The sequence below is a fragment of the Roseitalea porphyridii genome, from assembly GCF_004331955.1.
GTDB lineage: Bacteria > Pseudomonadota > Alphaproteobacteria > Rhizobiales > Rhizobiaceae > Roseitalea > Roseitalea porphyridii.
This window is the reverse complement of record NZ_CP036532.1, coordinates 2,132,545-2,154,268: the sequence shown is the minus strand read 5'-3', so window position 1 is coordinate 2,154,268 and position 21,724 is coordinate 2,132,545. Positions and strand designations below refer to the sequence as shown.

20 protein-coding genes are annotated in these 21,724 nt (G+C 67.4%); 15 read left to right on the top strand and 5 right to left on the bottom strand.

Translation table 11 applies throughout. The features are described 5' to 3' along the window. The first annotated feature begins 4 nt into the window (after positions 1–4). The 9 genes from scpB to E0E05_RS10525 all read left to right on the top strand — a co-directional run bounded on the left by scpB (position 5) and on the right by E0E05_RS10525 (position 8,673). On the top strand, positions 5–733 hold the full coding sequence (scpB, locus tag E0E05_RS10565; protein ID WP_131617998.1) for an SMC-Scp complex subunit ScpB: 729 nt from the start codon (positions 5–7) through the stop codon (positions 731–733). Positions 734–812: 79 nt separating this feature from the next. Beyond that, on the top strand, positions 813–1,928 hold the full coding sequence (locus E0E05_RS10560) for an ABC transporter ATP-binding protein (protein WP_131616674.1): 1,116 nt from the start codon (positions 813–815) through the stop codon (positions 1,926–1,928). 29 nt (positions 1,929–1,957) lie between these two features. Continuing rightward, positions 1,958–2,197 carry a twin-arginine translocase TatA/TatE family subunit gene (locus E0E05_RS10555; protein ID WP_131616673.1) on the top strand — a complete coding sequence of 80 codons (240 nt, stop codon included), beginning with the start codon at positions 1,958–1,960 and terminating at the stop codon, positions 2,195–2,197. Between the two features lie 41 nt (positions 2,198–2,238). Then, the gene (gene tatB / locus E0E05_RS10550) at positions 2,239–3,177 is read left to right on the top strand and encodes a Sec-independent protein translocase protein TatB (protein WP_244597687.1); all 939 of its coding nucleotides are present in this window, start codon (positions 2,239–2,241) and stop codon (positions 3,175–3,177) included. Further along, the gene (tatC, locus tag E0E05_RS10545; protein WP_131616672.1) at positions 3,174–4,049 is read left to right on the top strand and encodes a twin-arginine translocase subunit TatC; all 876 of its coding nucleotides are present in this window, start codon (positions 3,174–3,176) and stop codon (positions 4,047–4,049) included. Before tatB ends, tatC begins: the two co-directional genes overlap by 4 nt. Positions 4,050–4,304: 255 nt before the next feature. Continuing rightward, positions 4,305–5,588, top strand: coding sequence for a serine--tRNA ligase (gene serS, locus E0E05_RS10540; protein WP_131616671.1), 1,284 nt, complete (start codon positions 4,305–4,307; stop codon positions 5,586–5,588). 61 nt (positions 5,589–5,649) lie between these two features. Then, positions 5,650–6,408 carry a 5'/3'-nucleotidase SurE gene (gene surE, locus E0E05_RS10535; protein WP_131616670.1) on the top strand — a complete coding sequence of 253 codons (759 nt, stop codon included), beginning with the start codon at positions 5,650–5,652 and terminating at the stop codon, positions 6,406–6,408. After that, a complete protein-coding gene (locus tag E0E05_RS10530) occupies positions 6,405–7,079 on the top strand; it encodes a protein-L-isoaspartate(D-aspartate) O-methyltransferase (RefSeq protein ID WP_131616669.1) in 675 nt (224 codons plus the stop codon). Before surE ends, E0E05_RS10530 begins: the two co-directional genes overlap by 4 nt. 103 nt (positions 7,080–7,182) lie before the next feature. Next, complete coding sequence (locus E0E05_RS10525; RefSeq protein ID WP_131616668.1) at positions 7,183–8,673, top strand: peptidoglycan DD-metalloendopeptidase family protein; 1,491 nt, start codon at positions 7,183–7,185, stop codon at positions 8,671–8,673. A 15-nt stretch (positions 8,674–8,688) separates the two neighbouring features. Here the strand turns inward: E0E05_RS10525 and E0E05_RS10520 are convergent, their stop codons facing one another. The 3 genes from E0E05_RS10520 to E0E05_RS10510 all read right to left on the bottom strand — a co-directional run bounded on the left by E0E05_RS10520 (position 8,689) and on the right by E0E05_RS10510 (position 11,347). Further along, on the bottom strand, positions 8,689–9,378 hold the full coding sequence (locus E0E05_RS10520) for a Crp/Fnr family transcriptional regulator (protein ID WP_158629342.1): 690 nt from the start codon (positions 9,376–9,378) through the stop codon (positions 8,689–8,691). 81 nt (positions 9,379–9,459) lie between these two features. Next, positions 9,460–10,374, bottom strand: coding sequence for a pseudouridine-5'-phosphate glycosidase (locus E0E05_RS10515; RefSeq protein WP_131616666.1), 915 nt, complete (start codon positions 10,372–10,374; stop codon positions 9,460–9,462). After that, a complete protein-coding gene (locus tag E0E05_RS10510) occupies positions 10,355–11,347 on the bottom strand; it encodes a PfkB family carbohydrate kinase (protein ID WP_158629341.1) in 993 nt (330 codons plus the stop codon). Before E0E05_RS10510 ends, E0E05_RS10515 begins: the two co-directional genes overlap by 20 nt. A gap of 212 nt (positions 11,348–11,559) precedes the next feature. On the opposite strand from E0E05_RS10510, the gene recA reads away from it, so the two are divergent. Next, the gene (recA, locus tag E0E05_RS10505) at positions 11,560–12,669 is read left to right on the top strand and encodes a recombinase RecA (RefSeq protein WP_131616664.1); all 1,110 of its coding nucleotides are present in this window, start codon (positions 11,560–11,562) and stop codon (positions 12,667–12,669) included. A 199-nt stretch (positions 12,670–12,868) separates the two neighbouring features. Further along, on the top strand, positions 12,869–15,550 hold the full coding sequence (alaS, locus tag E0E05_RS10500) for an alanine--tRNA ligase (RefSeq protein WP_131616663.1): 2,682 nt from the start codon (positions 12,869–12,871) through the stop codon (positions 15,548–15,550). 105 nt (positions 15,551–15,655) lie between these two features. Here the strand turns inward: alaS and E0E05_RS10495 are convergent, their stop codons facing one another. Beyond that, positions 15,656–16,870, bottom strand: a complete 1,215-nt coding sequence (locus E0E05_RS10495) for an NADP-dependent isocitrate dehydrogenase (protein WP_131616662.1) — start codon at positions 16,868–16,870, stop codon at positions 15,656–15,658. Between the two features lie 264 nt (positions 16,871–17,134). Here E0E05_RS10495 and asnB point away from each other — a divergent pair, with 264 nt between their 5' ends. From asnB to murI, 3 genes are all read left to right on the top strand, one after another. Beyond that, positions 17,135–18,667 carry an asparagine synthase (glutamine-hydrolyzing) gene (asnB, locus tag E0E05_RS10490; RefSeq protein WP_131616661.1) on the top strand — a complete coding sequence of 511 codons (1,533 nt, stop codon included), beginning with the start codon at positions 17,135–17,137 and terminating at the stop codon, positions 18,665–18,667. Between the two features lie 69 nt (positions 18,668–18,736). Continuing rightward, a complete protein-coding gene (locus tag E0E05_RS10485; RefSeq protein WP_131616660.1) occupies positions 18,737–19,585 on the top strand; it encodes an RNA methyltransferase in 849 nt (282 codons plus the stop codon). Beyond that, positions 19,578–20,390 (top strand): glutamate racemase, encoded by an 813-nt coding sequence (murI, locus tag E0E05_RS10480; RefSeq protein ID WP_131616659.1) that lies wholly within the window; start codon positions 19,578–19,580, stop codon positions 20,388–20,390. The genes E0E05_RS10485 and murI overlap by 8 nt, the downstream gene beginning before the upstream one ends. A 78-nt stretch (positions 20,391–20,468) precedes the next feature. Here the strand turns inward: murI and E0E05_RS10475 are convergent, their stop codons facing one another. Then, a complete protein-coding gene (locus E0E05_RS10475; protein ID WP_131616658.1) occupies positions 20,469–20,777 on the bottom strand; it encodes a hypothetical protein in 309 nt (102 codons plus the stop codon). A 325-nt stretch (positions 20,778–21,102) separates the two neighbouring features. Here E0E05_RS10475 and rpsD point away from each other — a divergent pair, with 325 nt between their 5' ends. Further along, on the top strand, positions 21,103–21,720 hold the full coding sequence (rpsD, locus tag E0E05_RS10470) for a 30S ribosomal protein S4 (RefSeq protein ID WP_131616657.1): 618 nt from the start codon (positions 21,103–21,105) through the stop codon (positions 21,718–21,720). The last annotated feature ends 4 nt before the right edge of the window (positions 21,721–21,724 follow it).

The following is a 21,724-nucleotide window of genomic DNA, read 5'->3' as shown; positions in this document are numbered from 1 at the left end:
ACAGATGACCGACCTTCTGGGTGAAGCCTTCGGCGAACGGCAGGAGGACCATGGGCGCAAGGACAATCCCGCCATGCGCATGGCGCTGGCCGAGGCGGCGCGGATGGCAGAAGCGCTGGTGTTCGCTTCGGCCGAACCGGTCACCGAGAAGGCGCTGGCCGAACGGCTGCCGGACGGCATCGCCGTAAGCGACGTCATGAAGCACCTTGCCGCGTTCTACGACAAGCGCGGCGTCAATCTGGTGCGGATCGACAATGCCTGGGCGTTCCGCACGGCCGCTGACCTTTCCTTCCTGATGAGCCGCGAGCAGGTCCAGCAGCGCAAATTGTCGCGGGCCGCGCTCGAGGTGCTTGCGATCATCGCCTATCACCAGCCGGTCACGCGGGCCGAGATGGAGGACATCCGCGGCGTCGAAACCTCCAAGGGCACGCTCGACGTGCTGCTCGAAAGCGGCTGGGTGAAGCTGCGCGGCCGGCGCAAGACGCCCGGCCGGCCGGTGACCTATGGCACGACGACCGCGTTTCTGGACCATTTCGGCCTGTCCGAACTGCGCGATCTGCCCGGCATGGACGAGTTGAAGGCGGCGGGCCTGCTGTCGGCGCGGCTGCCGTCCGACTTCGCCATGCCGAACCCGACGATCGATCCGGACGTGCTGACCGACGCCGAGGAGCCGCTCGAGGACATCGACCTTGAGGAGCTGGGTCTGTTGACACCGAAAGCGGGCAATGATTGACAGCCGCACCGGTCCGGCATTCCGCTGGCCGGCGGACGTTCCCCTACGTCCGAAACGGTTGGTTTGAACGGGCAATCCGATGGCTTCAGCGCCGGCCAAGGCGCCGCCCCGCGCCGGCGTCACCTTCGCGGCCGAACTCACCTTCGAGGGCGTGCACCTGCATTACGGGCCGGTGCATACGCTCAAGGGCATTTCCCTGACGGTCAATGCCGGCGAGATCCTGTGTCTTCTGGGGCCGTCGGGCTCGGGCAAGACGTCGCTGCTGCGCGTCGCCGCCGGCCTCGAGCGCCAGACGAGCGGGCGCGTGCTGATGAACGGCCGCGAGGTGGCCGGGCCCGGCCGGTTCGTGCCGCCCGAAAAGCGCTCGGTGGGCCTGATGTTCCAGGATTTCGCGCTGTTCCCGCACATGACGGTGTCCCAGAACATCCGTTTCGGACTGACCGACATGGCGACGGCCGTGGCCGCCGGCGAGGCCAAGGCGGCGATCGACCGCGTCGGCCTTGGCCACCATGCGGGCTCCTATCCCGATGTCCTGTCGGGCGGCGAGCAGCAGCGCGTGGCGCTCGCCCGCGCGCTGGCGCCGCGCCCCTCGGTGATGCTGATGGACGAGCCGTTCTCGGGCCTCGACACGCGCCTGAAGGATTCGGTGCGGGCCGAGACGCTGGCGATTTTGCGCGAGATGCGCGCGACGACGATCGTCGTCACCCATGATGCCGAGGAGGCGATGCGCCTTGGCGACCGGATCGCGCTGCTCGATGCGGGCCGGATCGTGCAGACCGGCACCGCCGAGGACATCTACCACGCGCCCGCCAACCTGTTCGTCGCCGGCTTCTTCGCCGAACTGAACGTGTTCGACGCTCGCGTCGGCGGCGGTGCGGTCGACACGCCGCTCGGCCGGTTTCCGGCGACCGGGTTCGACGACGGCGCGAAGCTGACGGTGGCCGTGCGCACCGCCGGTGTCGATGCGAGCGCCTATCGGGGCGGGCCGACGCCCGCCGGCACGGTGCTCGGACGGATCACGGCGCGGCGCTTTCTGGGCGTGACCGAGCAGCTCTGGCTGGCCGTGGAGGGCGCAACCGCGCCGGTCCGCGCGCGGATCAGAGCGGGCGAGCTTGCGCGCGATGCCCGCGATGTGATGATTTCGGTGCGTCCGGGCGACATATTGCTGTTTGAAAGCGCGTCCGAAAGCGCTTAAGTGAACCAGAGCGTATCAGGGAGAGTTTAATGGGCACATTCGGCATCTGGCAGTGGATCATCGTGCTCGTGATCGTGCTTCTGCTGTTCGGCCGCGGCAAGATTCCGGAATTGATGGGCGATGCCGCCAAGGGAATCCGCAATTTCCGCAAGGGCTTGAAGGACGACAACGAGGACGGCCAGGACGACAGCGACGACTCGGTGCGGACCGTCGAGCACAAGGCCGACGAGAGCGTCAAACCCGTCAACGACGCCGTCAAGAAGGGCTGACGGTCAAGCTGCGCCAACCTGGCGCGCAAGGTTACTGATCGATGCTGCCTGATTTCGGCTGGACCGAACTGCTTGTCATTTCCATCGTCCTGGTCGTGGTGATCGGGCCGAAGGACTTGCCGAAGGTGCTGCGCGGCTTCGGCAAGACGATGACGTCCGTCCGGCGCATGGCCGGCGACTTCCGCAAGCAGTTCGACGACGCCCTCAAGGAAGCCGAACTGGACGATGTGCGCTCCTTCGCCGACGATGTGCGCTCGCTCGATCCCCGCCGCCAGATCAGGAAGGCGCTCGATCCGCTGGCCGAGGCCGGCAAGGAGATCGACGCCGACATGAAGAAGGCAATGGGCGACACGAAACTGCCCGAACTGCCCAAGAGCCCGCCGCAGATGGGGCTCGAACAGTCCGGCGAGAAGGCGCGGGCCGCGCAATCGGCGCGCCGCAAGGCCGCCGCGACGACCGACACCAGGCCGGGCGGTGAGAGCACCGAGACCGAAACGCCGGCCAAACCGGCAAGGAAGGCCAAAGGTCCCGCGAAGAAGTCGAAGACCGCTGCAGCCAAAGAGCCCTCCGACGAGGCACCGCCGCCCACGGCAAAGGCGCGCAGCAGGACAGCCAGGAAAACGCCGGCCGCCATGGGCGACAGCGGCACGTCCACGTCGCGCGCCAAGGCCGACAAGCCGGCCGCGACGACCCGTTCGGCTGGCGCCACCAAGCCCGCCAAGAGCGGGACGCGGGCGCAGTCGGCCAAGGCAAACGGCACGGCAACCGGCGCCAAGTCGGGCGCCAAGGGCGGCAGCGCGCGCGCAAAACCGGCCGGCGCGTCCGGACGTGGATCGACCACCGCGTCCCGCAAATCGGCCTCCGGCGGTTCCGGAAGCACGCGCGCGACGCGCAAGCCCTCCAAGGGCACGTCCGCCTCGACCACCCGGCGCAAGACGGCCAAGGCCGATGCGCCCGCCTCGGGAGGCGATAACGGATGAGCAGGGCCGACGAAGAGGCCCGGATGGAGGCGACGGCCGCTCCGCTGATCGAGCACTTGACCGAGCTCAGGCGGCGACTGATCTGGTGCGTGGGCGGTTTCCTGGCCGGGTTCCTCTTGGCGTTCGCCTTCGCCACGCCGATCTTCAACCTGCTCGTCGTCCCCTTTCAGTGGGCCGTCGAGTGGCACGGGCTGACGCCGGATGATGTTCGCTTCATCTACACCGCCCCGCAGGAATTCTTCTTCACGCAGATCAAGATCGGCGCGTTCGGCGGGCTGGTGCTTGCCTTCCCGCTGATCGCCACGCAGCTCTACCTGTTCATCGCGCCGGGGCTCTATTCCAACGAGAAAGGCGTCTTCATGCCGTTTCTCGTCGCCACCCCGGTCCTGTTCCTGGTCGGCGCGGCGCTGGTCTACTTCTTCATCATCCCGATGGCGATGTGGTTCTTCCTGTCGCTGGAGCAGCCGGGCGGGGAGGGGCTCGCCTCTATCCAGCACCTTCCGCGCGTCTCTGAATACCTTTCGCTGATCATGACGCTGATCTTCGCCTTCGGCCTGGTGTTCCAGTTGCCGGTGGCGCTGACGCTGATGTCGCGTGCCGGGCTCGTCACGCCCGAAGGGCTCGCCGCCAAGCGCAAATACGCCATCGTGATCGCCTTCATCGCCGCGGCGATCCTGACACCGCCCGACCCGATGACGCAGCTTGGCCTCGCGATCCCGACGATCGCGCTCTACGAATTGTCGATCTACATGTCCCGCCGCTTCCGGCCCGCGCCGTCCGAATATGACGACGACGAGGATGACGAGGAGGACGCAGCCGAGGCGTCCGAGGCGGACGAGACGCCCGATCCGGCCAAGACAACAGGGCCGTAGGCGTCGGGCCGCCCGCTCCAGCAGCGTCATCCCATGGCTTGACCATGGGATCCATTCCGTTGTGTCGAAATCGAAGCTGGTCTTGAATGTATGGCCACGGGGGCGGCAAAACGGAATGGATCCTCGGGTCAAGCCCGAGGATGACGGCTTCGCGGCCACGGCTGTGCTGCGAGCACCGTAAACCCTCCGCCCGCGTCTTGACCTTGCGCGCGCTTTCCGCGATGCACCGAGCGGTTCGGATCAGGACTTATCCCCATGCTCGACATTCGCTGGATCAGGGACAATCCCGAGGCGCTCGACGCCGCGCTGGAAAAGCGCGGGGCCGCGTCGGAATCGGCCGCGCTGATCGCGCTCGACGAGGAACGGCGCGCGCATGTGGCCCGCGTGCAGGACGCGCAGGCGCGCCGCAACGCCGCGTCCAAGGAAATCGGCGCGGCGATGGCCTCCGGAGAGACCGAAAAGGCCGAGGCGCTGAAGGCCGAGGTCGCCGACCTCAAGCAGTTCCTGTCGACGGCCGAAGAGACCGAGCGCGATCTGGACGCGCGGCTGCGCGACGCGCTGGCGCGGGTGCCGAACGTGCCGCTCGACGACGTGCCGGTGGGCGCGGACGAGGACGCCAATGTGGAGGTGCGCCGCAGCGGGGAGAAGCGCACGTTCGACTTCGAGCCGAAGGAGCATTTCGAGCTGGGCGAGGCGCTCGGCCAGATGGATTTCGAGGTCGCCGCAAGGATGTCGGGCGCGCGCTTCACGCTGCTCAACGGCGGTCTGGCGCGGCTCGAGCGCGCGCTCGGCCAGTTCATGCTGGACGTGCACACGACCGAGCACGGCTACACCGAGGTCAACCCGCCGCTGCTCGTGCGCGACGACGCGCTGTTCGGCACGGCGCAGTTGCCGAAGTTCGCCGAGGATCAGTTCCGCACGACCACGGATCACTGGCTCATCCCCACCGCCGAGGTACCGCTGACCAACATCGTCCGCGAGACGATCATCGACCATGATTACCTGCCGCGCCGCTACACCGCGCTGACCCCGTGCTTCCGTTCCGAGGCCGGGTCGGCCGGGCGCGACACGCGCGGCTATCTGCGCCAGCACCAGTTCTACAAGGTCGAACTGGTCTCGATCACCGATGCCGAAACCTCGATCGAGGAGCATGAGCGGATGACGCGCTGCGCCGAGACGATCCTGGAGCGGCTCGGCCTTCACTTCCGCACCATGGTGCTGTCGACCGGCGACATGGGCTTTGCGGCGCGCAAGACCTACGATCTGGAGGTCTGGTTGCCGGGGCAGGGCGCCTATCGCGAGATCTCGTCCTGTTCGGTGTGCGGCGACTTCCAGGCGCGGCGCATGAACGCGCGCTATCGTCCCGAAGGCGAGAAGGGCACGCGCTTCGTGCACACGCTGAACGGATCGGGCGTTGCGATGGGCCGGGCGCTGATCGCGGTCATGGAAACCTACCAGCAGGCGGACGGCTCGATTGCCGTGCCTGACGTGCTCAGGCCCTATATGGGCGGCATCGACGTCATCGGGGCGGGCGGCTGATGGCCGGGTACGGTCGCCGGCTTGTCGCAGGCTTCGCATGTCTCGTTAGGCAGGACACATCATGCGCATCCTTCTGACCAACGATGACGGCATCCATGCCGAGGGGCTGGCGGTGCTCGAACGCATCGCCCGGGAACTGTCGGACGATGTCTGGGTGGTCGCACCGGAAACCGATCAATCCGGCCTTGCCCATTCGCTGACCCTGAACGATCCGCTGCGGCTGCGCGAGATCGACGAGAAGCGCTTCGCGCTGCGCGGCACGCCGACCGACTGCGTGATCATGGCCGTCACCCACGTCATGCCCGAACGGCCCGACCTGGTCCTTTCGGGCGTCAATTCGGGCCAGAACATTGCCGACGACATCACCTATTCGGGCACGGTCGCCGGGGCCATGGAAGGCACGCTTCTGGGCATCCGCTCGATCGCGCTCAGCCAGGCCTACAATTTCAGCGACAATCGGCGCTTCGTACCCTGGGCGGTGGCGGAGAAACATGCGCCGCCGCTGATCGAGAAACTGATCGGCATGGACATGCCGCCGGGCACCTTCATCAACGTCAATTTCCCCAACTGCCGGGCCGACGAGGTCAAGGGCATCGCCGTCGCCGAGCAGGGCAAGCTGCTGCACGGCCTGTTCATGGAAGAACGCCAGGACGGGCGCGGCTTTCCCTATTTCTGGATGCGCTTCGGCCGTTCGCCGGTGGAGGCAGAAGATTCCACCGACGTCGCCGTGTTGCGTTCGGGCCGGATCGCCGTGACGCCGCTGAAGCTCGACCTGACCGCGCACGAACTCAAGGACCGGCTCCGGGACACGCTCGCATGACGCCCGCGCTTGCCATTTCGACGGGCCTTTCGGCGATCGACCGCGAGGGCTTCGCCGCCTTCCTCTTGCGGATGCGGGCCTCGGGCATCGACGACAAGGCGCTGTTCGAGGCGGTCGAGGCGACGCCGCGCCGCAGCTTCATCGCGCCGGAACATCACGGGGCGGCATGGTCGAGCCGGATGATCCCGATCGATTGCGGCACCGAGATCGAGGGGCTCGACCAGCAGGCGCTGATCCTGACCGCGCTCGGGCTCGAGCCCGATCACCGGGTGCTCGAGATCGGCACCGGTTCGGGCTACACCGCCGCCGTCATGGGGCTGATGGCCAAGCGGGTCTACACGATCGAGCGCTTTTCCCGTCTGCATCAGGCCGCGCAGAGCCGTCTGCGCACGCTCAAGCGCGATAATGTGATCGCCAGCCGGGGTGACGGCAATCAGCCGGCGGCTGACGGCCCGTTCGACCGGATCGTCGTATGGCCGGCCTTTTCGGCGGTGCCGCGCGGTTTCGGCGAACTGCTGGTGTCGGGCGGCGTGCTCGTCTGCCCGGTCGGCGAAGCCGATCGCCCGCAGGTGCTGGTGCGGCTGACCAAGGTCGGCAGCCGGTTCGAGCGCGAGGATATCGGCGCGGTCCGCGTCCAGCCGATCGCCAGCGGGCTGCCGCAGGTCCTCTGATCGTCCCGAAAAACCTTTATGTCGGCGACGCTTAACCGTCGGGTAAGACTAACGCGCTTTAATCCCGGTCATGTTTGGCAAAGGGACAGGGCGAGTAATGCGTATGGTCGAAGCCCGCCGACGTCCGGCGAGATTGCTGCAAACCGCCTCGGTGATCGTCCTTGGCGGCCTTGTTTCCGGCTGTGCCGGAGACGTGATGCGTTTCTCGGACAATTTCTACACCAACGCCGTGCCGGTGCGTCCGCCTGCGGCGGTGCAGACCCCGTTCCCTGAAAGCGCCCCCCGCATCGGTGCGGCGGCGCCACAGGTCGCCGCGGCGCCGCCGGCAACGCCGCGCGGCGTCGATTCGATGTCGACCGGTTCGATCGCCGGGGCTGCCGCCGGCGCGGTTCCGCAGCCGGTCAGCCGTGCGCCGGTCGGCGCGCCTTCCGCGGCAAGCCAGCCGATGCCGCCGGCCCAGCCCTCGGAGATCACGCGGGAAATCGAGCGCAGCGCCGCCGCCGCGCTCCCCCGGACGAGCAATGCCGTTGCCTCCGCTTCGGCGGCTGCCGGTCAGGCCGCCGGCTGGACCGGCGCCGGTGGCACCTATGTGACGCTCGCCCAGGGCGAGACGCTTTACAACCTCTCCAAACGCTACGGCGTGCCGGTCGATGCGCTGAAGAAGGTCAACAGCCTTTCGGACGCGCGGTCGGTGCAGGCCGGCCAGAGGATCCTGATCCCGACGTATGTCTATGGGCGCACGGTGCCGGTTTCGGCGCCCGACGCCAATGCCGGGGTCCGCTCGGCGCGCGCCAGCGTCGGCGGCCGCTCCGACGTGCGGCTCGACCGCGCGCCGACGCCGACCGTCCGTCCGCAGAATATCATTGCGGCCGCGCCACGCGCGACGGCGCCGCAGGGGCAGGCGGCCGCCGCGTCGGCTTCGGCGGGCAGCTATACCGTCCAGTCCGGCGACACGCTTTCGGCGATATCGCGCCGGACGGGTGCCAGCATCGAGGCAATCAAGCGGACCAACGGCATGGACTCCGACGTCGTGCGGATCGGCCAGACGCTGATCATTCCCGGCGCCTCGGCCGCGCTCGCCAGCGTGGCCGCCGACGCCAATGTCGATCCGATCGTGACCAGCTCGGTTACGCCTTCCCAGACCAGCGAGCCGGAGAGCGCGCCGAGCGTGCGCACGATCGACGAGACCAGCACGGCGCGCGCGCCCGATGCGACGGGCGTCGCCAGCATGCGCTGGCCGGCGCGGGGTCGGATTATCTCGGGCTTCGGCAGCAATTCGGGTGGCCGGCCCAATGACGGCATCGACATTTCGGTGCCCAAGGGCACGGCGGTGAAGGCGGCCGAGAACGGCGTCGTCATCTATGCCGGCGACGGGCTCAAGGAGTTCGGCAAGACCGTGCTGGTGCGCCATTCGGACGGGTACGTGACGGTCTATGGCCACCTCGATTCGATCTCGGTGTCGCGCGGCGCCGATGTCAGCCGCGGCCAGACGCTCGGCGCATCGGGCATGACCGGCAATGCGCGTCAGCCGCAGCTGCACTTCGAGGTCCGCAAGGACACCAAGCCGGTCGACCCCACCCGCTACCTGAACTGACCGGACCCGGCCAGATCAGCCGCCGCGCTCCCAGCCTTCGGTGAGCCGGCGGTTGAGTTCGTCCATGCGCGCCAGCACGATGGCGCCGCGCGTGCGCTCGATGATTTGCTCGCGCTCGAGCCGGGCGATCTCGCGGCTGACCACCTCGCGCCGGCAGCCGATCCGTTCGGCAAGGTCCTGCTGCACCGGTGGCGGCGAAATGGTGCGTTGGCCGTCATGGCCCTTGCGCGGGCGCGACAGGCGGATCAGTTCCGAATAGAGCCGGTACTTGGCGGCCAGGAAAGAATGCTCGGCAAGGCGCGTGTTGAGGCCGCGGATGCGCGCCGACATGGTGCGCATGAGTTCGAGCGCCACGTCCGGGCTTTCTCTCAGGATTTCCACGAAGACGGCCTGCGGGACGCGGATCAGCCGGGTGCGGACCATCGCCGTGATGTTGGCTGACCGGCGCGTGCCGTCGATCGCGGCCAGTTCGCCGAAGAACGCGCCTTCGCCCATCTCGCCCAGGATCACCTCGCGGCCGGTGGCGATCCTCAGGATCACGCGGACCTGGCCGGTCGCGATCAGGAACACGTCGTGCGTGTCATCGTCGAAATCGAGCACGAGTTCGTTCTCGGCGAAGTCGCTGATCGAGCACTGGCCGGAAAAGCGCTTGTCGGCTTCCGGCGCGAGCGCCGAAAACAGCGAGAATGCCGAAAGATGCTGCATTCGGAGGTTCGCCCCCGGGACCATGGTCGTGCGGCGACAGCATGCCGCACTTTGCACGGCCGTGACAAGCGCCGCGCGCGATCAGAGCCGCGCGCGCTCGACGGCGATCCGCGCGGCGAGACGGGCGTTGTTCTCGACCAGCGCGATATTGGTCTTGAGGCTGCGCCCGCCGGTGATCTCGACGATCCGCGACAGCAGCCAGGGCGTGACGTCCTTGCCGGCGATGCCGTCGCGTTCGGCCTCGGCCTGGGCCGTTTCGATATGGGCCCGCATCTGATCGCGCGGGATCTCCGCCTCGGCGGGCACCGGATTGGCGATCAGGACGCCGCCATGGCCGAACGAGGGCAGGTTCGCGCGCGTGGCGATGAAGCGGGCGATCGCCGCCGCGTCGTCGAGCCTCAGCGGCGCCCTAAGGCCGGATGTGCGCGACCAGAATGCGGGCATTTCGTCCTGGCCGACGGCGATCACCGGAACGCCGCGCGTTTCCAGCGCCTCGAGCGTCTTGGCGATATCGAGGATCGCCTTGGCCCCGGCGGAGACCACGGTGACCGGTGTGCGCGCCAGTTCGTCGAGATCGGCGGAGATGTCGAAGCTGGTCTCGGCGCCCTTGTGGACGCCGCCGATGCCGCCGGTCGCGAAGATTTCTATGCCCGCCGCGTGTGCCGCCATCATCGTTGCAGCGACCGTCGTGCCGCCGGTCAGCCCTCGGGCGCAGGCAAAGGCCAGATCGGCCCGCGAGAGCTTGGCGCCCCCCTTGCGCCTTGCAAGCGATTGCGCCTGCGCCCCGGTCAGCCCCACCTCGATCGACCCGTCGATGACGGCGATCGTCGCCGGCGTCGCGCCCTCGGCCCTGATCGCCGCCTCGACCCGTTCGAGCATGGCCAGATTGTCCGGCCAGGGCATGCCGTGCGTGATGATGGTCGATTCGAGCGCGACGACGGGCGCGCGCTCGTCGAGCGCGCCGCGCACGGCAGGTTCAAAGCGGATCGGCTGCATGGTCGTCTCCGATTGGTGCGGGGTCTGCATCGAGCGGCGCCGGCGCGGGCAGGGCGGCCGCCACGCCGGCAAGGTCGCACGCGCCGATATCGGCGCGGAAGGGATCGCGCACCGCGATGGTGGCGGCGGCCGCCGCAACGCCCAGCCGCACCGCCTTCCCAAGCGCCATGGTCGGCCAATGGGCGATCACCGCGCCGGCAAGCGCATCGCCCGCGCCGGTGACGTCCACCGGCGCGGCGACCGTTCCGACCGGCTGGCGGAACGCCGTCTCGCCGTCGCGCACTGTGACCGCGCGATCGCCATCGCTGATGACCGCACGCGCAAAGCCGAGCGCCGAAAGCCGCGTCAGCGCCGCCGGATCGAGCGTGGCGTCCGTGTTGCGGCCGATCAGCGCATTGCATTCGCGCCGGTTCATGAAGGTCACGGCAAAGCGCGCCGCGTGGGGCGCCAGGCGCTCCGCCTTGGCCGGCGACACCGCGAGCGCGACCACGGGAGAACGGGCGGCATAGAGCACGGCACCGATCGCGGCCGGCGGCAGATTGGCGTCGACGACGACGATCGCCGCGCCTGCGATCAGCGCGCGCGGTTCGGCGCGGCCGAGGTGGCGCGCAAGCCCGGTCTCGTAGAGATCCATGTCGGCGAGCGCGGCGCGGACCTCGCGCGTTTCGTCCATGATCGCGGTGTAGGTCGGTGTCGGCCGGTCGAGAAAGACCGCGCTGTGATCGTCGATGCCGGCTTCGTCGAGCGCCTCGGCCACGGCGCGGCCGGCCATGTCGCCGCCGCGCGCAGAGATCAGCCCGACAGCATCGCCGGACAGCGCCCTTGCCACACGCAGCATGTTGGCCATGCAGCCGCCCACGCGCTCGACCATCGCGCCCGGATTGGACGCGCCGGGCCGGAATGGTCCGGAAACGTGACCGATCCGGTCGACATGGGCGCCGCCGATGCCGACGATGGCGGGCGCCTTGCTCACCGCGCCGCCCGCGCGAATCCGCACCGCGGCGGCTCCGTGCCGGTCGCCGGCGCCGGCCCTGCGGGAGCAGACGGATGAGACAGATCACGAACAAATCTCGATTGCACAGGTAATTCAATCATTTAAATGTCTTGCCAATGCGGAACAAAGATGGTACATAATTCGCAATCGTTTCTTTGCGCGCGGCGGCGCTTTAGCATAAGGGTGGACCCATGGCTCAGAATAATCTGCGTTTGATCGAGGGCAAATCGGTGGACAAGTCAAAGGCTCTGGACGCGGCGCTGGCGCAAATCGAACGCTCCTTCGGCAAGGGCTCGATCATGCGCCTTGGCGTCAACGAGCAGGTCGTCGAGATCGAAACGGTGTCGACCGGATCGCTGGGGCTCGACATCGCGCTCGGTGTCGGCGGGCTGCCCAAGGGGCGCATCATCGAGATCTACGGGCCCGAAAGTTCGGGCAAGACGACCATGGCGCTGCACACGGTGGCCGAAGCGCAGAAGGAGGGCGGCATCTGCGCCTTCGTCGATGCCGAGCATGCGCTCGACCCGGTCTATGCGCGCAAGCTGGGCGTCAACCTCGAGGATCTGCTGATTTCCCAGCCCGACACCGGCGAACAGGCGCTCGAGATCGCCGATACGCTGGTCCGGTCTGGCGCGTGTGACGTGCTGGTGATCGATTCGGTTGCCGCGCTGACCCCGCGCGCCGAGATCGAGGGTGAGATGGGCGATTCGCTGCCGGGACTTCAGGCCAGGCTGATGAGCCAGGCGCTGCGCAAGCTGACCGCCTCGATCTCCCGGTCCAACACGATGGTCATCTTCATCAACCAGATCCGCATGAAGATCGGCGTGATGTTCGGCTCGCCCGAGACGACCACGGGCGGCAACGCGCTGAAGTTCTACGCGTCGGTGCGGCTCGACATCCGCCGGATCGGCGCGGTCAAGGACCGCGACGAGGTCGTCGGCAACCAGACCCGGGTCAAGGTGGTCAAGAACAAGCTGGCGCCGCCGTTCAAGGAGGTGCTGTTCGACATCATGTATGGCGAGGGCGTGTCCAAGACCGGCGAGCTGATCGACCTGGGCGTGAAGGCGGGCATCGTCGAGAAGTCGGGCGCCTGGTTCTCCCATGACAGCCAGCGGCTGGGGCAGGGACGCGAGAACGCCAAGCAGTTTCTGCGCGACAATCCCGATGTCGCCGCGCGGATCGAGATGGCGCTGCGGCAGAATGCCGGCCTGCTTGCCGACCAGTTCCTGCACGACGAGGAGAGCGCCTCGGCGGCGGCGGACGGCACCGACTTCGACGGCGACGCGGCCGCAGAAGGCTGATCGCCGGGGCTTAACGGCTCCGGCCACGCTTCCTATATCGCCATCGGCCATTGCGCCGGCCCGTGCTGGACAGCGGGCCGGCTTTTGCCGTAATCACCGGCCCTGACCGGCCGCGCGGGGCATGGCGGGCCGATGGCCGCCGCCTTGCGGGCGGCCGCGCCGCGCCGGCGTTCGGCACGGACTTTCCAAAGGTGTTTTCATGAGTGGCGTCAATTCGATACGCACGGCATTTCTCGACTTCTTCGCCTCGCACGGGCACACGATCGTGCCCTCCAGCCCGCTCGTGCCGCTGAACGATCCGACGCTCATGTTCACCAATGCGGGCATGGTGCAGTTCAAGAACGTCTTCACCGGGCTCGAAAAGCGCGACTATGCGCGCGCGGTCACCTCGCAGAAATGCGTGCGCGCCGGCGGCAAGCACAACGATCTCGACAATGTCGGCTATACCGCCCGGCACCACACCTTCTTCGAGATGCTCGGCAATTTCTCGTTCGGCGACTATTTCAAGGATGTCGCGATCGAACTGGCCTGGAAACTGATCACCGAGGAGTTCGGACTGGCCAAGGACCGCCTGCTCGTCACCGTCTATCACACCGATGACGAGGCGTTCGACCTGTGGCGGAAGATCGCCGGCCTGCCCGAAGACAGGATCATCCGCATCCCTACGCACGACAATTTCTGGCAGATGGGCGAGACCGGTCCGTGCGGGCCGTGTTCGGAGATCTTCTACGACCATGGCGATCATATTCCGGGCGGCCCGCCCGGGTCTCCGGACGAGGATGGCGACCGGTTCATCGAGATCTGGAATCTGGTCTTCATGCAGTTCGACCAGGTCACGCCCGACGAGCGGGTCGACCTGCCGCGCCCGTCAATCGACACCGGCATGGGGCTCGAGCGCATCGCCGCGGTGCTGCAGGGCGTGCACGACAATTACGATATCGACCTGTTCCGCGCGCTGATCTCGGCGTCCGAGCAGCTCACGCACACCAAGGCCGAAGGCGAGCGGCAGGCGAGCCACCGGGTGATCGCCGACCATCTGCGGGCCACCTCCTTCCTCATCGCCGACGGCGTGCTGCCATCGAACGAGGGGCGCGGCTACGTGCTGCGGCGGATCATGCGTCGCGCCATGCGCCATGCGCACCTGCTTGGCGCGGCCGAGCCGCTGATGCACAGGCTCGTGCCGGCCCTGATCGGCGAGATGGGTGAGGCCTATCCGGAACTGGGCCGCGCGCGCGATCTGATCTCCGAAACGCTCAGGCTCGAGGAGACCCGCTTCCGCAAGACGCTCGAGCGCGGCATCGGCCTTCTCAACGAGGCGACGGACACGCTTTCGGAAGGCGACGAACTGGCCGGGGAAACGGCGTTCAAGCTCTATGACACCTATGGTTTTCCGCTCGATCTGACCCAGGATGCGCTGCGCCAGCGCGGCATTTCCGTCGATGTGGACGGGTTCAACGCAGCCATGGAGCGGCAGAAGGCCGAGGCGCGGGCGAACTGGCAGGGTTCGGGCGACGCGGCGGACGAGGCGATCTGGTTCGGCCTGCGCGACGAGTTCGGCGCGACGGAGTTCCTCGGCTACGAGACCGAGAAGGCCGAAGGCGTCGTCAAGGCGCTGGTGCACGAGGGCGCACGCACGGAGATGGCAGACAGCGGCCAGTCCGTCGCGGTGATCGTGAACCAGACGCCGTTCTACGGCGAATCGGGTGGCCAGCAGGGCGACAAGGGTGTCATGCGCGGCGAGGGCTTCGTCATCGACATCGAGGACACGCAGAAGAAGGCCGACGGCCTGTTCATCCATCATGGCCGGCTGCGCGAGGGCGCCGTCGCCGTCGGCGCGGTGGTCGAGATGGAGGTCGACCATGGCCGCCGCAGCGCGCTGCGCTCGAACCATTCGGCGACGCATCTTGTCCACGAGGCGCTGCGCGAAGTGCTCGGCACCCATGTCACGCAGAAGGGGTCGCTCGTCGCGCCCGACCGGCTGCGGTTCGATTTCGCCCATCCCAAGCCGATCAGCGAGGAGGAACTGGCCGAAATCGCCGACATCGCCAACGAGATCGTGCTGCAGAACGCGCCGGTGACGACGCGGCTGATGGCGGTCGACGAGGCGATCGAGCAGGGCGCCATGGCGCTGTTCGGCGAGAAGTATGGCGACGAGGTGCGCGTCGTCTCGATGGGCACGGCGACGCGCGGCGACAAGGCCGGCAAGCCCTATTCGGTGGAATTGTGCGGCGGCACCCATGTCGGCGCCACAGGCGAGATCGGCCTGGTGCGCATTGTCGACCAGAGCGCGGTGGCCGCCGGCGTGCGGCGGATCGAGGCGCTGACCGGCGAGGGCGCGCGGCGCTATCTGGAGGCGCAGGACGAGCGCATGCGCGCGGTGGCGGGCGCGCTGAAGACGACGCCGGAAGAGGCCGTCGGCCGCATCGGCCAGCTCGTCGAGGAACGCCGGCGTCTCGAGCGCGAGCTCGCCGAGGCCAAGAAGGCGCTGGCGCTGGCCGGTCCGGCGACCGGCTCTGGCGCAGGGGCCGAAACCCGGCAGATCGCCGGCGTGAACTTCATGGGGCGGGCCGTGGACGGCATTTCACCGCGCGATCTCAAGCCGATGGCCGACGAGGCCAAGACGCAGATCGGCTCTGGCGTGGTGGCGCTGGTCGCCAGATCCGAGGATGGCAAGGGCTCGGTCGTGGTCGCCGTGACCGATGATCTCACCGATCGCTACAGCGCCGTCGATCTGGTGCGGCTGGCCTCGGCCGCGCTTGGCGGCAAGGGCGGCGGCGGCCGGCCCGACATGGCCCAGGCCGGTGGTCCGGACGGCGACAAGGCCGACGACGCGATCGCCGCGGTGGCGCAAGGGCTCGAAAAGGTCGCCGAAGAGGCCTGAACGGCCGGGCCGACCTCAACGTCATCAGAAGAAGGGCGCCCGTTGCGGCGCCCTTTTCGTTCCGGTTTCGGCTGCTGTACGACGCGGGGCCCCGACGTGGCCTGTTCAGCGGGCCATCGCCTTCTGCAGATTCTCGTCGATCTTGTCGAGGAAACCGGTCGTCGTCAGCCATTTCTGGTCGGGGCCGATCAGCAGCGCGAGATCCTTGGTCATGTAGCCGCTTTCGACAGTGTTGACGCACACCTCCTCGAGGGTGCGCGCGAAATCGGCCAGTGCTTCGTTGCCGTCGAGCTTGGCGCGGTGCGCCAGCCCGCGCGTCCATGCGAAGATCGAGGCGATCGAGTTGGTGGAGGTTTCCTCGCCGGCCTGGTGCTGACGGTAGTGGCGCGTGACCGTGCCGTGCGCGGCCTCGGCCTCGACGGTCTTGCCGTCCGGCGTCATCAGCACCGAGGTCATCAGGCCGAGGGAGCCGAAGCCCTGCGCCACCGTGTCGGACTGCACGTCGCCGTCATAATTCTTGCACGCCCAGACATAGCCGCCCGACCATTTCAGGTTGGCGGCGACCATGTCGTCGATCAGCCGGTGCTCGTACCAGATGCCCGCTTCCTTGAAGGCGTCCTCGAACTCGGCCTCGTAGATCTCTTGGAAGATGTCCTTGAAGCGGCCGTCATAGACCTTCATGATCGTGTTCTTGGTCGAAAGGTACACCGGCACCTTGCGCTGCAGGCCGTAGTTCAGCGAGGCGCGGGCGAAGTCGACGATCGAGGCGTCCAGATTGTACATGCCCATGGCGATGCCGGCGCCGGGCGCGTCGAAGATCTCGTACTCCTGCTCCTTGCCGTCCTCGCCGACGAACTTCATGAACAGCTTGCCCTTGCCGGGGAAGCGGAAATCGGTGGCGCGATACTGGTCGCCATAGGCGTGGCGGCCGACGATGACCGGCTTGGTCCAGCCGGGCACAAGGCGCGGCACGTTCTTGCAGATGATCGGCTCGCGGAAGATCACGCCGCCCAGGATGTTGCGGATCGTGCCGTTCGGCGAACGCCACATCTTCTTGAGGCCGAATTCCTCAACGCGCGCCTCGTCCGGCGTGATCGTCGCGCATTTGACGCCGACGCCATGCTCCTTGATCGCGTTGGCCGCATCGACGGTGATCTGGTCGTCGGTGGCATCGCGCGATTCGACGCCGAGGTCGTAATACTTCAGGTCGATGTCGAGATAGGGGTGGATCAGCTTGTCCTTGATGAACTGCCAGATGATCCGCGTCATCTCGTCGCCGTCCAGCTCGACCACCGGATTTTCGACCTTGATTTTCGCCATTTTCGACCTCGGGAAAGGGGGTTGGAATGGAGCGCCGGACTTGGGGCGCCCCGGGGGTTTTTTGCGCCGCTATAGCAAAGGGGTCAGAACCGCGCAAACGCTCCGATAGTCGTCCGCCGGCGGCATCGCGGCCGCAGCCTGCCGGCTTGCTCAGTCGTGCGTGAGAGGCAGTTCGTGTCGTATTTTCGAAAGCCGCTATCGCAATAGCGGCGTAGGGCACCTATCATTCAGGCAAGCGAGAACCGGTCGAAGGACAGAACAACGATGTGCGGCTTTGTGACGTTATGGCATGCGGGCGACGAGGCGCTGGCGCGCGACATGGTCGCGCGGCTCTCCCATCGCGGGCCGGACGCGACCGAGGTGACCGCGCTCGCCGGCGCGCCGGTCGTCATGGCGCACAGCCGCCTTGCGATCATCGGACCGGACGATGGCCGTCAGCCGATCAACCAGGGCGACGACATGCTGGTGGTCAATGGCGAGATCTACAACCACGAGGATCTGCGGGCCATCCTTGGCGCCGACGAGTTCGAGAGCGCCTCGGACAGCGAGACGATCCTGCACCTGTTTCGAACGGGCGCGGGCCGCTGGATCAGCCGGCTCGACGGTATGTTCGCCTTCGTGCTGGCGACGCCCGGACGCATCGTCGCCGCGCGCGATCCGCTCGGCATCAAGCCGCTCTACATGGCCCGCCATGGCGAGGGGCTGATCTTCGCCTCCGAACTGAAGGCCTTCGACGGCATGGGTCTGGTCGATATCGAGGCGATCGCGCCCGGTTCGCTCTATGACAGCGCGCGCGGCCACCGCCAATGGTACCGCATTCCGCATGGGGCGGCCGAGGCCGAACCGGGCCTCGACGTGACGGCCACTGCGCGCGAACTGCGCCTGGTGCTGGTGGAGGCGGTCCAGAAATGGATGGTCGCCGATGTCGAGGTCGGCTCGTTCCTGTCGGGCGGGCTCGACAGTTCGATCATCGCAGCGCTGGCTGCCCGCAGCCGCGCCCGCGCCGGCAAGACGCCGCTCAAGACCTTCGCGGTGGGCACCGAAGGTTCGCCGGATCTGATGGCCGCGCGCAAGGTCGCCGCCCATATCGGATCGGACCATCACGAGCACGCCTTCACGCCCGCCGACATCGCCGACGTGCTGCCGCATGTCATCTATCACCTTGAAAGCGCCGACATCGATCTGGTGCGCAGCGCCATTCCGACCCATTTCGCCGCAAAGCTCGCCCGGCGTCAGGTCAAGGCGGTGCTCACCGGCGAAGGGGCGGACGAACTGTTCGCCGGCTACACCTACCACCATGGCTATGTGGACGATCCGCGCGCGCTCGCCGACGAACTGACGCGGAGCCTCGGCACCATGCACAACATCAATCTGCAGCGGGTCGACCGCGTGACGATGGCCGAGAGCCTGGAGGCGCGCACGCCGTTCCTCGACCGCGACCTGATCGACTTCGCCCAGTCGGTCCCGGCCAGCCTGAAACTGTGCCGCACCGACGCAGATGCGGCCGAGGCCACCGGGCCGACCACCGAGAAATGGATCCTGCGGAAGGCCTGCGCCGATCTGCTGCCGCACGATCTGGTCTGGCGCAAGAAGGCGCAGTTCGACGAGGGCTCGGGCACGGTCGATGCGCTGCAGGAAGCCTTGCGGATGATTACCGGCACCACGGGCCCGATTGGCCGCGATGTGGAGGGGGCGGTCTATGAGCGCTTCCTGCGGCAGGCCTATCGCGAGCCGGACATGGTGCTCGACAATGCCGGCACCTGGGAAGCCGACCGGGTGAGGCGGCCGGCCGCCTGACGGGCGCTTGCCTGGCCTTCCGGCTTGGCGTACCTGCGGATGATCGACATCACCCGCTGAACGCGCACCATGGCCGGCACCAACACCACCCAGGACCGCATCGAGGAAGGCCCCGCCGTGATCCTCGTTGAGCCTCAACTCGGCGAGAACATCGGCATGGTCGCCCGCGCCATGGCCAATTTCGGGCTGATCGACCTGCGTCTCGTCAACCCGCGCGACGGCTGGCCCAACGAGAAGGCAAACGCGACGGCGAGCGGCGCGGCCTACGTGCTTGAAGGTGTGCGCGTGTTCGAGACGCTGGCCGAGGCCGTCGCCGACCTGACCTATGTCGTTGCCACGACCGCGCGCCAGCGCGACGGCTTCAAGCGCGTGCTCGGCCCGGTCGAGGCCTGCGCCAACATGCGCGCCCGCGACCGGTCGGGGCAGGCGACGGGCATGTTGTTCGGGCGCGAGCGTTTCGGCCTCTACAACGAGGAAATCGGTTTCGCCGACGACATCGTCACCTTCCCGGTCAATCCCGCCTACGCCTCGCTGAACATCGCCCAGGCGGTGCTGCTGATGGCCTATGAATATCTGAAGACGGCCGGCAGCGAGGACGAGACCTTACCGTTTGCCGGGCCGGAGTTCACGCCGGCGCCGCGGGCCGAACTGGTCGGCCTGTTCGAACAGCTCGAGGCGGCGCTCGACGCGCGCGGCTATTTCCGGCCGCCCGAGCGCAAGCCCGTGCAGGTCGACGGCATCAGGGCGGTCCTGTCGCGACCGGGCTTCTCGGTCGAGGAGATCCGCCTGCTGCGCGGCGTGATTTCCTCGCTGGACCGGTTCTCGCCGGAAATGCCGCGCGGGCAGGGCTCGCCGGGCGACGATCCGCGCAGGCGGCCGACGCGGGCGGCAAAAGGAAGGACGTCCGGCGGTGAGTGAACCGGTCGATCCATCGGTGCTGTTCTTCGACAGCGGCATTGGCGGGCTGTCGGTGGTCAAGGAAGCGCGCATCATCCTGCCCGGTCTGCGGTACGTGTTCGTCGCCGACGATGCCGCCTTTCCCTATGGCGCCTGGGAGGAGCCGGCGCTGCTGGACCGGCTCGTCGACCTGTTCGGCCGGCTGATCGAGACGTTCCGGCCCGGCATGATCGTGATCGCCTGCAACACGGCGTCGACGCTGGCCATCGACCGGCTGCGCGTGGTGTTTCCGGACCAGGTGTTCGTCGGCACCGTGCCGGCGATCAAGCCGGCCGCCGAGCGCACCCGGTCCGGCCTGGTCTCTGTGCTGGCAACCCCCGGCACGGTTCGTCGGCAATATACGCGCGACCTGATCAGCCAGTTCGCGGCGCGCTGCCATGTCCGCCTGGTGGGCAGCGAGAACCTTGCCGAACTGGCCGAGACCTACATGCAGACCGGCTTCGTCGACGAGGAGGCCGTGCGGCGCGAGATCGCGCCCTGTTTCGTCGAGGAGAACGGTCGGCGCACCGACATCGTCGTTCTGGCCTGCACGCACTATCCCTTTCTCGCCAACCGGATGCGCAAGACCGCGCCCTGGCCGGTCGACTGGATCGACACGTCCGAGGCGATCGCCCGGCGCGCGCTCGCTCTTGCCGAAGGGATGGAATTCGCCCATCGCGACGATCGGCGGCCCGACATTGCCGTCTTCACCTCCGATGACCCGCGCACCGAGGTCATGCGCCTTGTCTCCGGGTTCGGGCTCTCGACAGTGCCGTATTCGGCCTGACGGTTTCGTGCCCGGCGGTGTTGAGGCGAGCCGACCGGCGGCTGCGGAGCGACGCGTTCGCCGCTCCGCCGGTCCGTGTTACTTGCGCATCGATTGGCCGATGACGGCCCGGATCCGCGGGTTGTCGGTGGTGCTGGCCTTGATGTTTCCGATCGCCTGCCGCGCCGGCTCGGTGGACGGATAGTAGCCGTCGCACTGGTCCAGACCCCAATCGTAGTCGTCGTCCGAACAGTTGCTGGCGCCGCCGCCAAAGCACTGATCGTGCACATAGGCGTAGCACGAGATCTTCGAATTGTGTTCGGCCTGCGCCACGCTGGCAGCGCCCAGGGCGCCGATCATGCCGCCCAGGACGATGGCAAGCGTCCGTCCGTTTGTTAACGTCTTCATGTCTGGCTTCCTTTGCTTGATCGGGCGCGCCTTGTTCTCCGGCACGCCGCTGATGGAGGAAAGCCTGCCGGCGACGTCCGATCGGTGCTGTGTGATCTGGCACAATCATGTCGCCACGGCGGCGATTGACTTGCGGACGCCGTTCGCCTAGATCGGCGATGTCACGGAGGCCGTTCCGGCCGCCGTTTCTTACGTGTCCCGTGGTCCTTTCCGCAAAGCGTGCGTGGCAGGGCCTGTCAGTCGGCGAAAACGGCCGGCAGAGGAGGGCGCGTTTCCTTGATCCGGTTTGTGAAGAACCGGGCGCAACGTTCTGAAAGGAAATGCGATGAGCAAGCGCAGTTCAGTCAAACACAAGCTCGACCGCCGTATGGGCGAGAACATCTGGGGTCGCCCCAAGTCGCCGGTCAACAATCGCGAATATGGTCCCGGCCAGCACGGCCAGCGCCGCAAGGGCAAGCTTTCGGACTTCGGCGTGCAGCTTCGCGCCAAGCAGAAGCTCAAGGGCTATTACGGCGACATCTCGGAAAAGCAGTTCCGCAAGGTCTATGAGGAAGCCGCGCGCCGCAAGGGTGACACGCCCGAGACGCTGATCGGCCTGCTCGAAAGCCGCCTGGACGCGATCGTCTACCGCGCCAAGTTCGTGCCGACGATCTTCGCGGCGCGCCAGTTCGTCAACCACGGTCACGTCAAGGTCAACGGCCAGCGCGTCAACATCCCGTCCTACCGCTGCAAGGTGGGTGACGTGATCGAGGTGCGCGAGAAGTCCAAGCAGATGGCGATGGTGCTCGAAGCCACCCAGCTTGCCGAGCGCGATGTGCCCGACTATGTCGATGCCGACCACAACAAGATGACGGCCACCTTCGCCCGCGTGCCGGCGCTGGGCGACGTGCCCTATCCGGTGGTGATGGAGCCGAACCTGGTCGTCGAGTTCTACTCGCGCTAAGGCC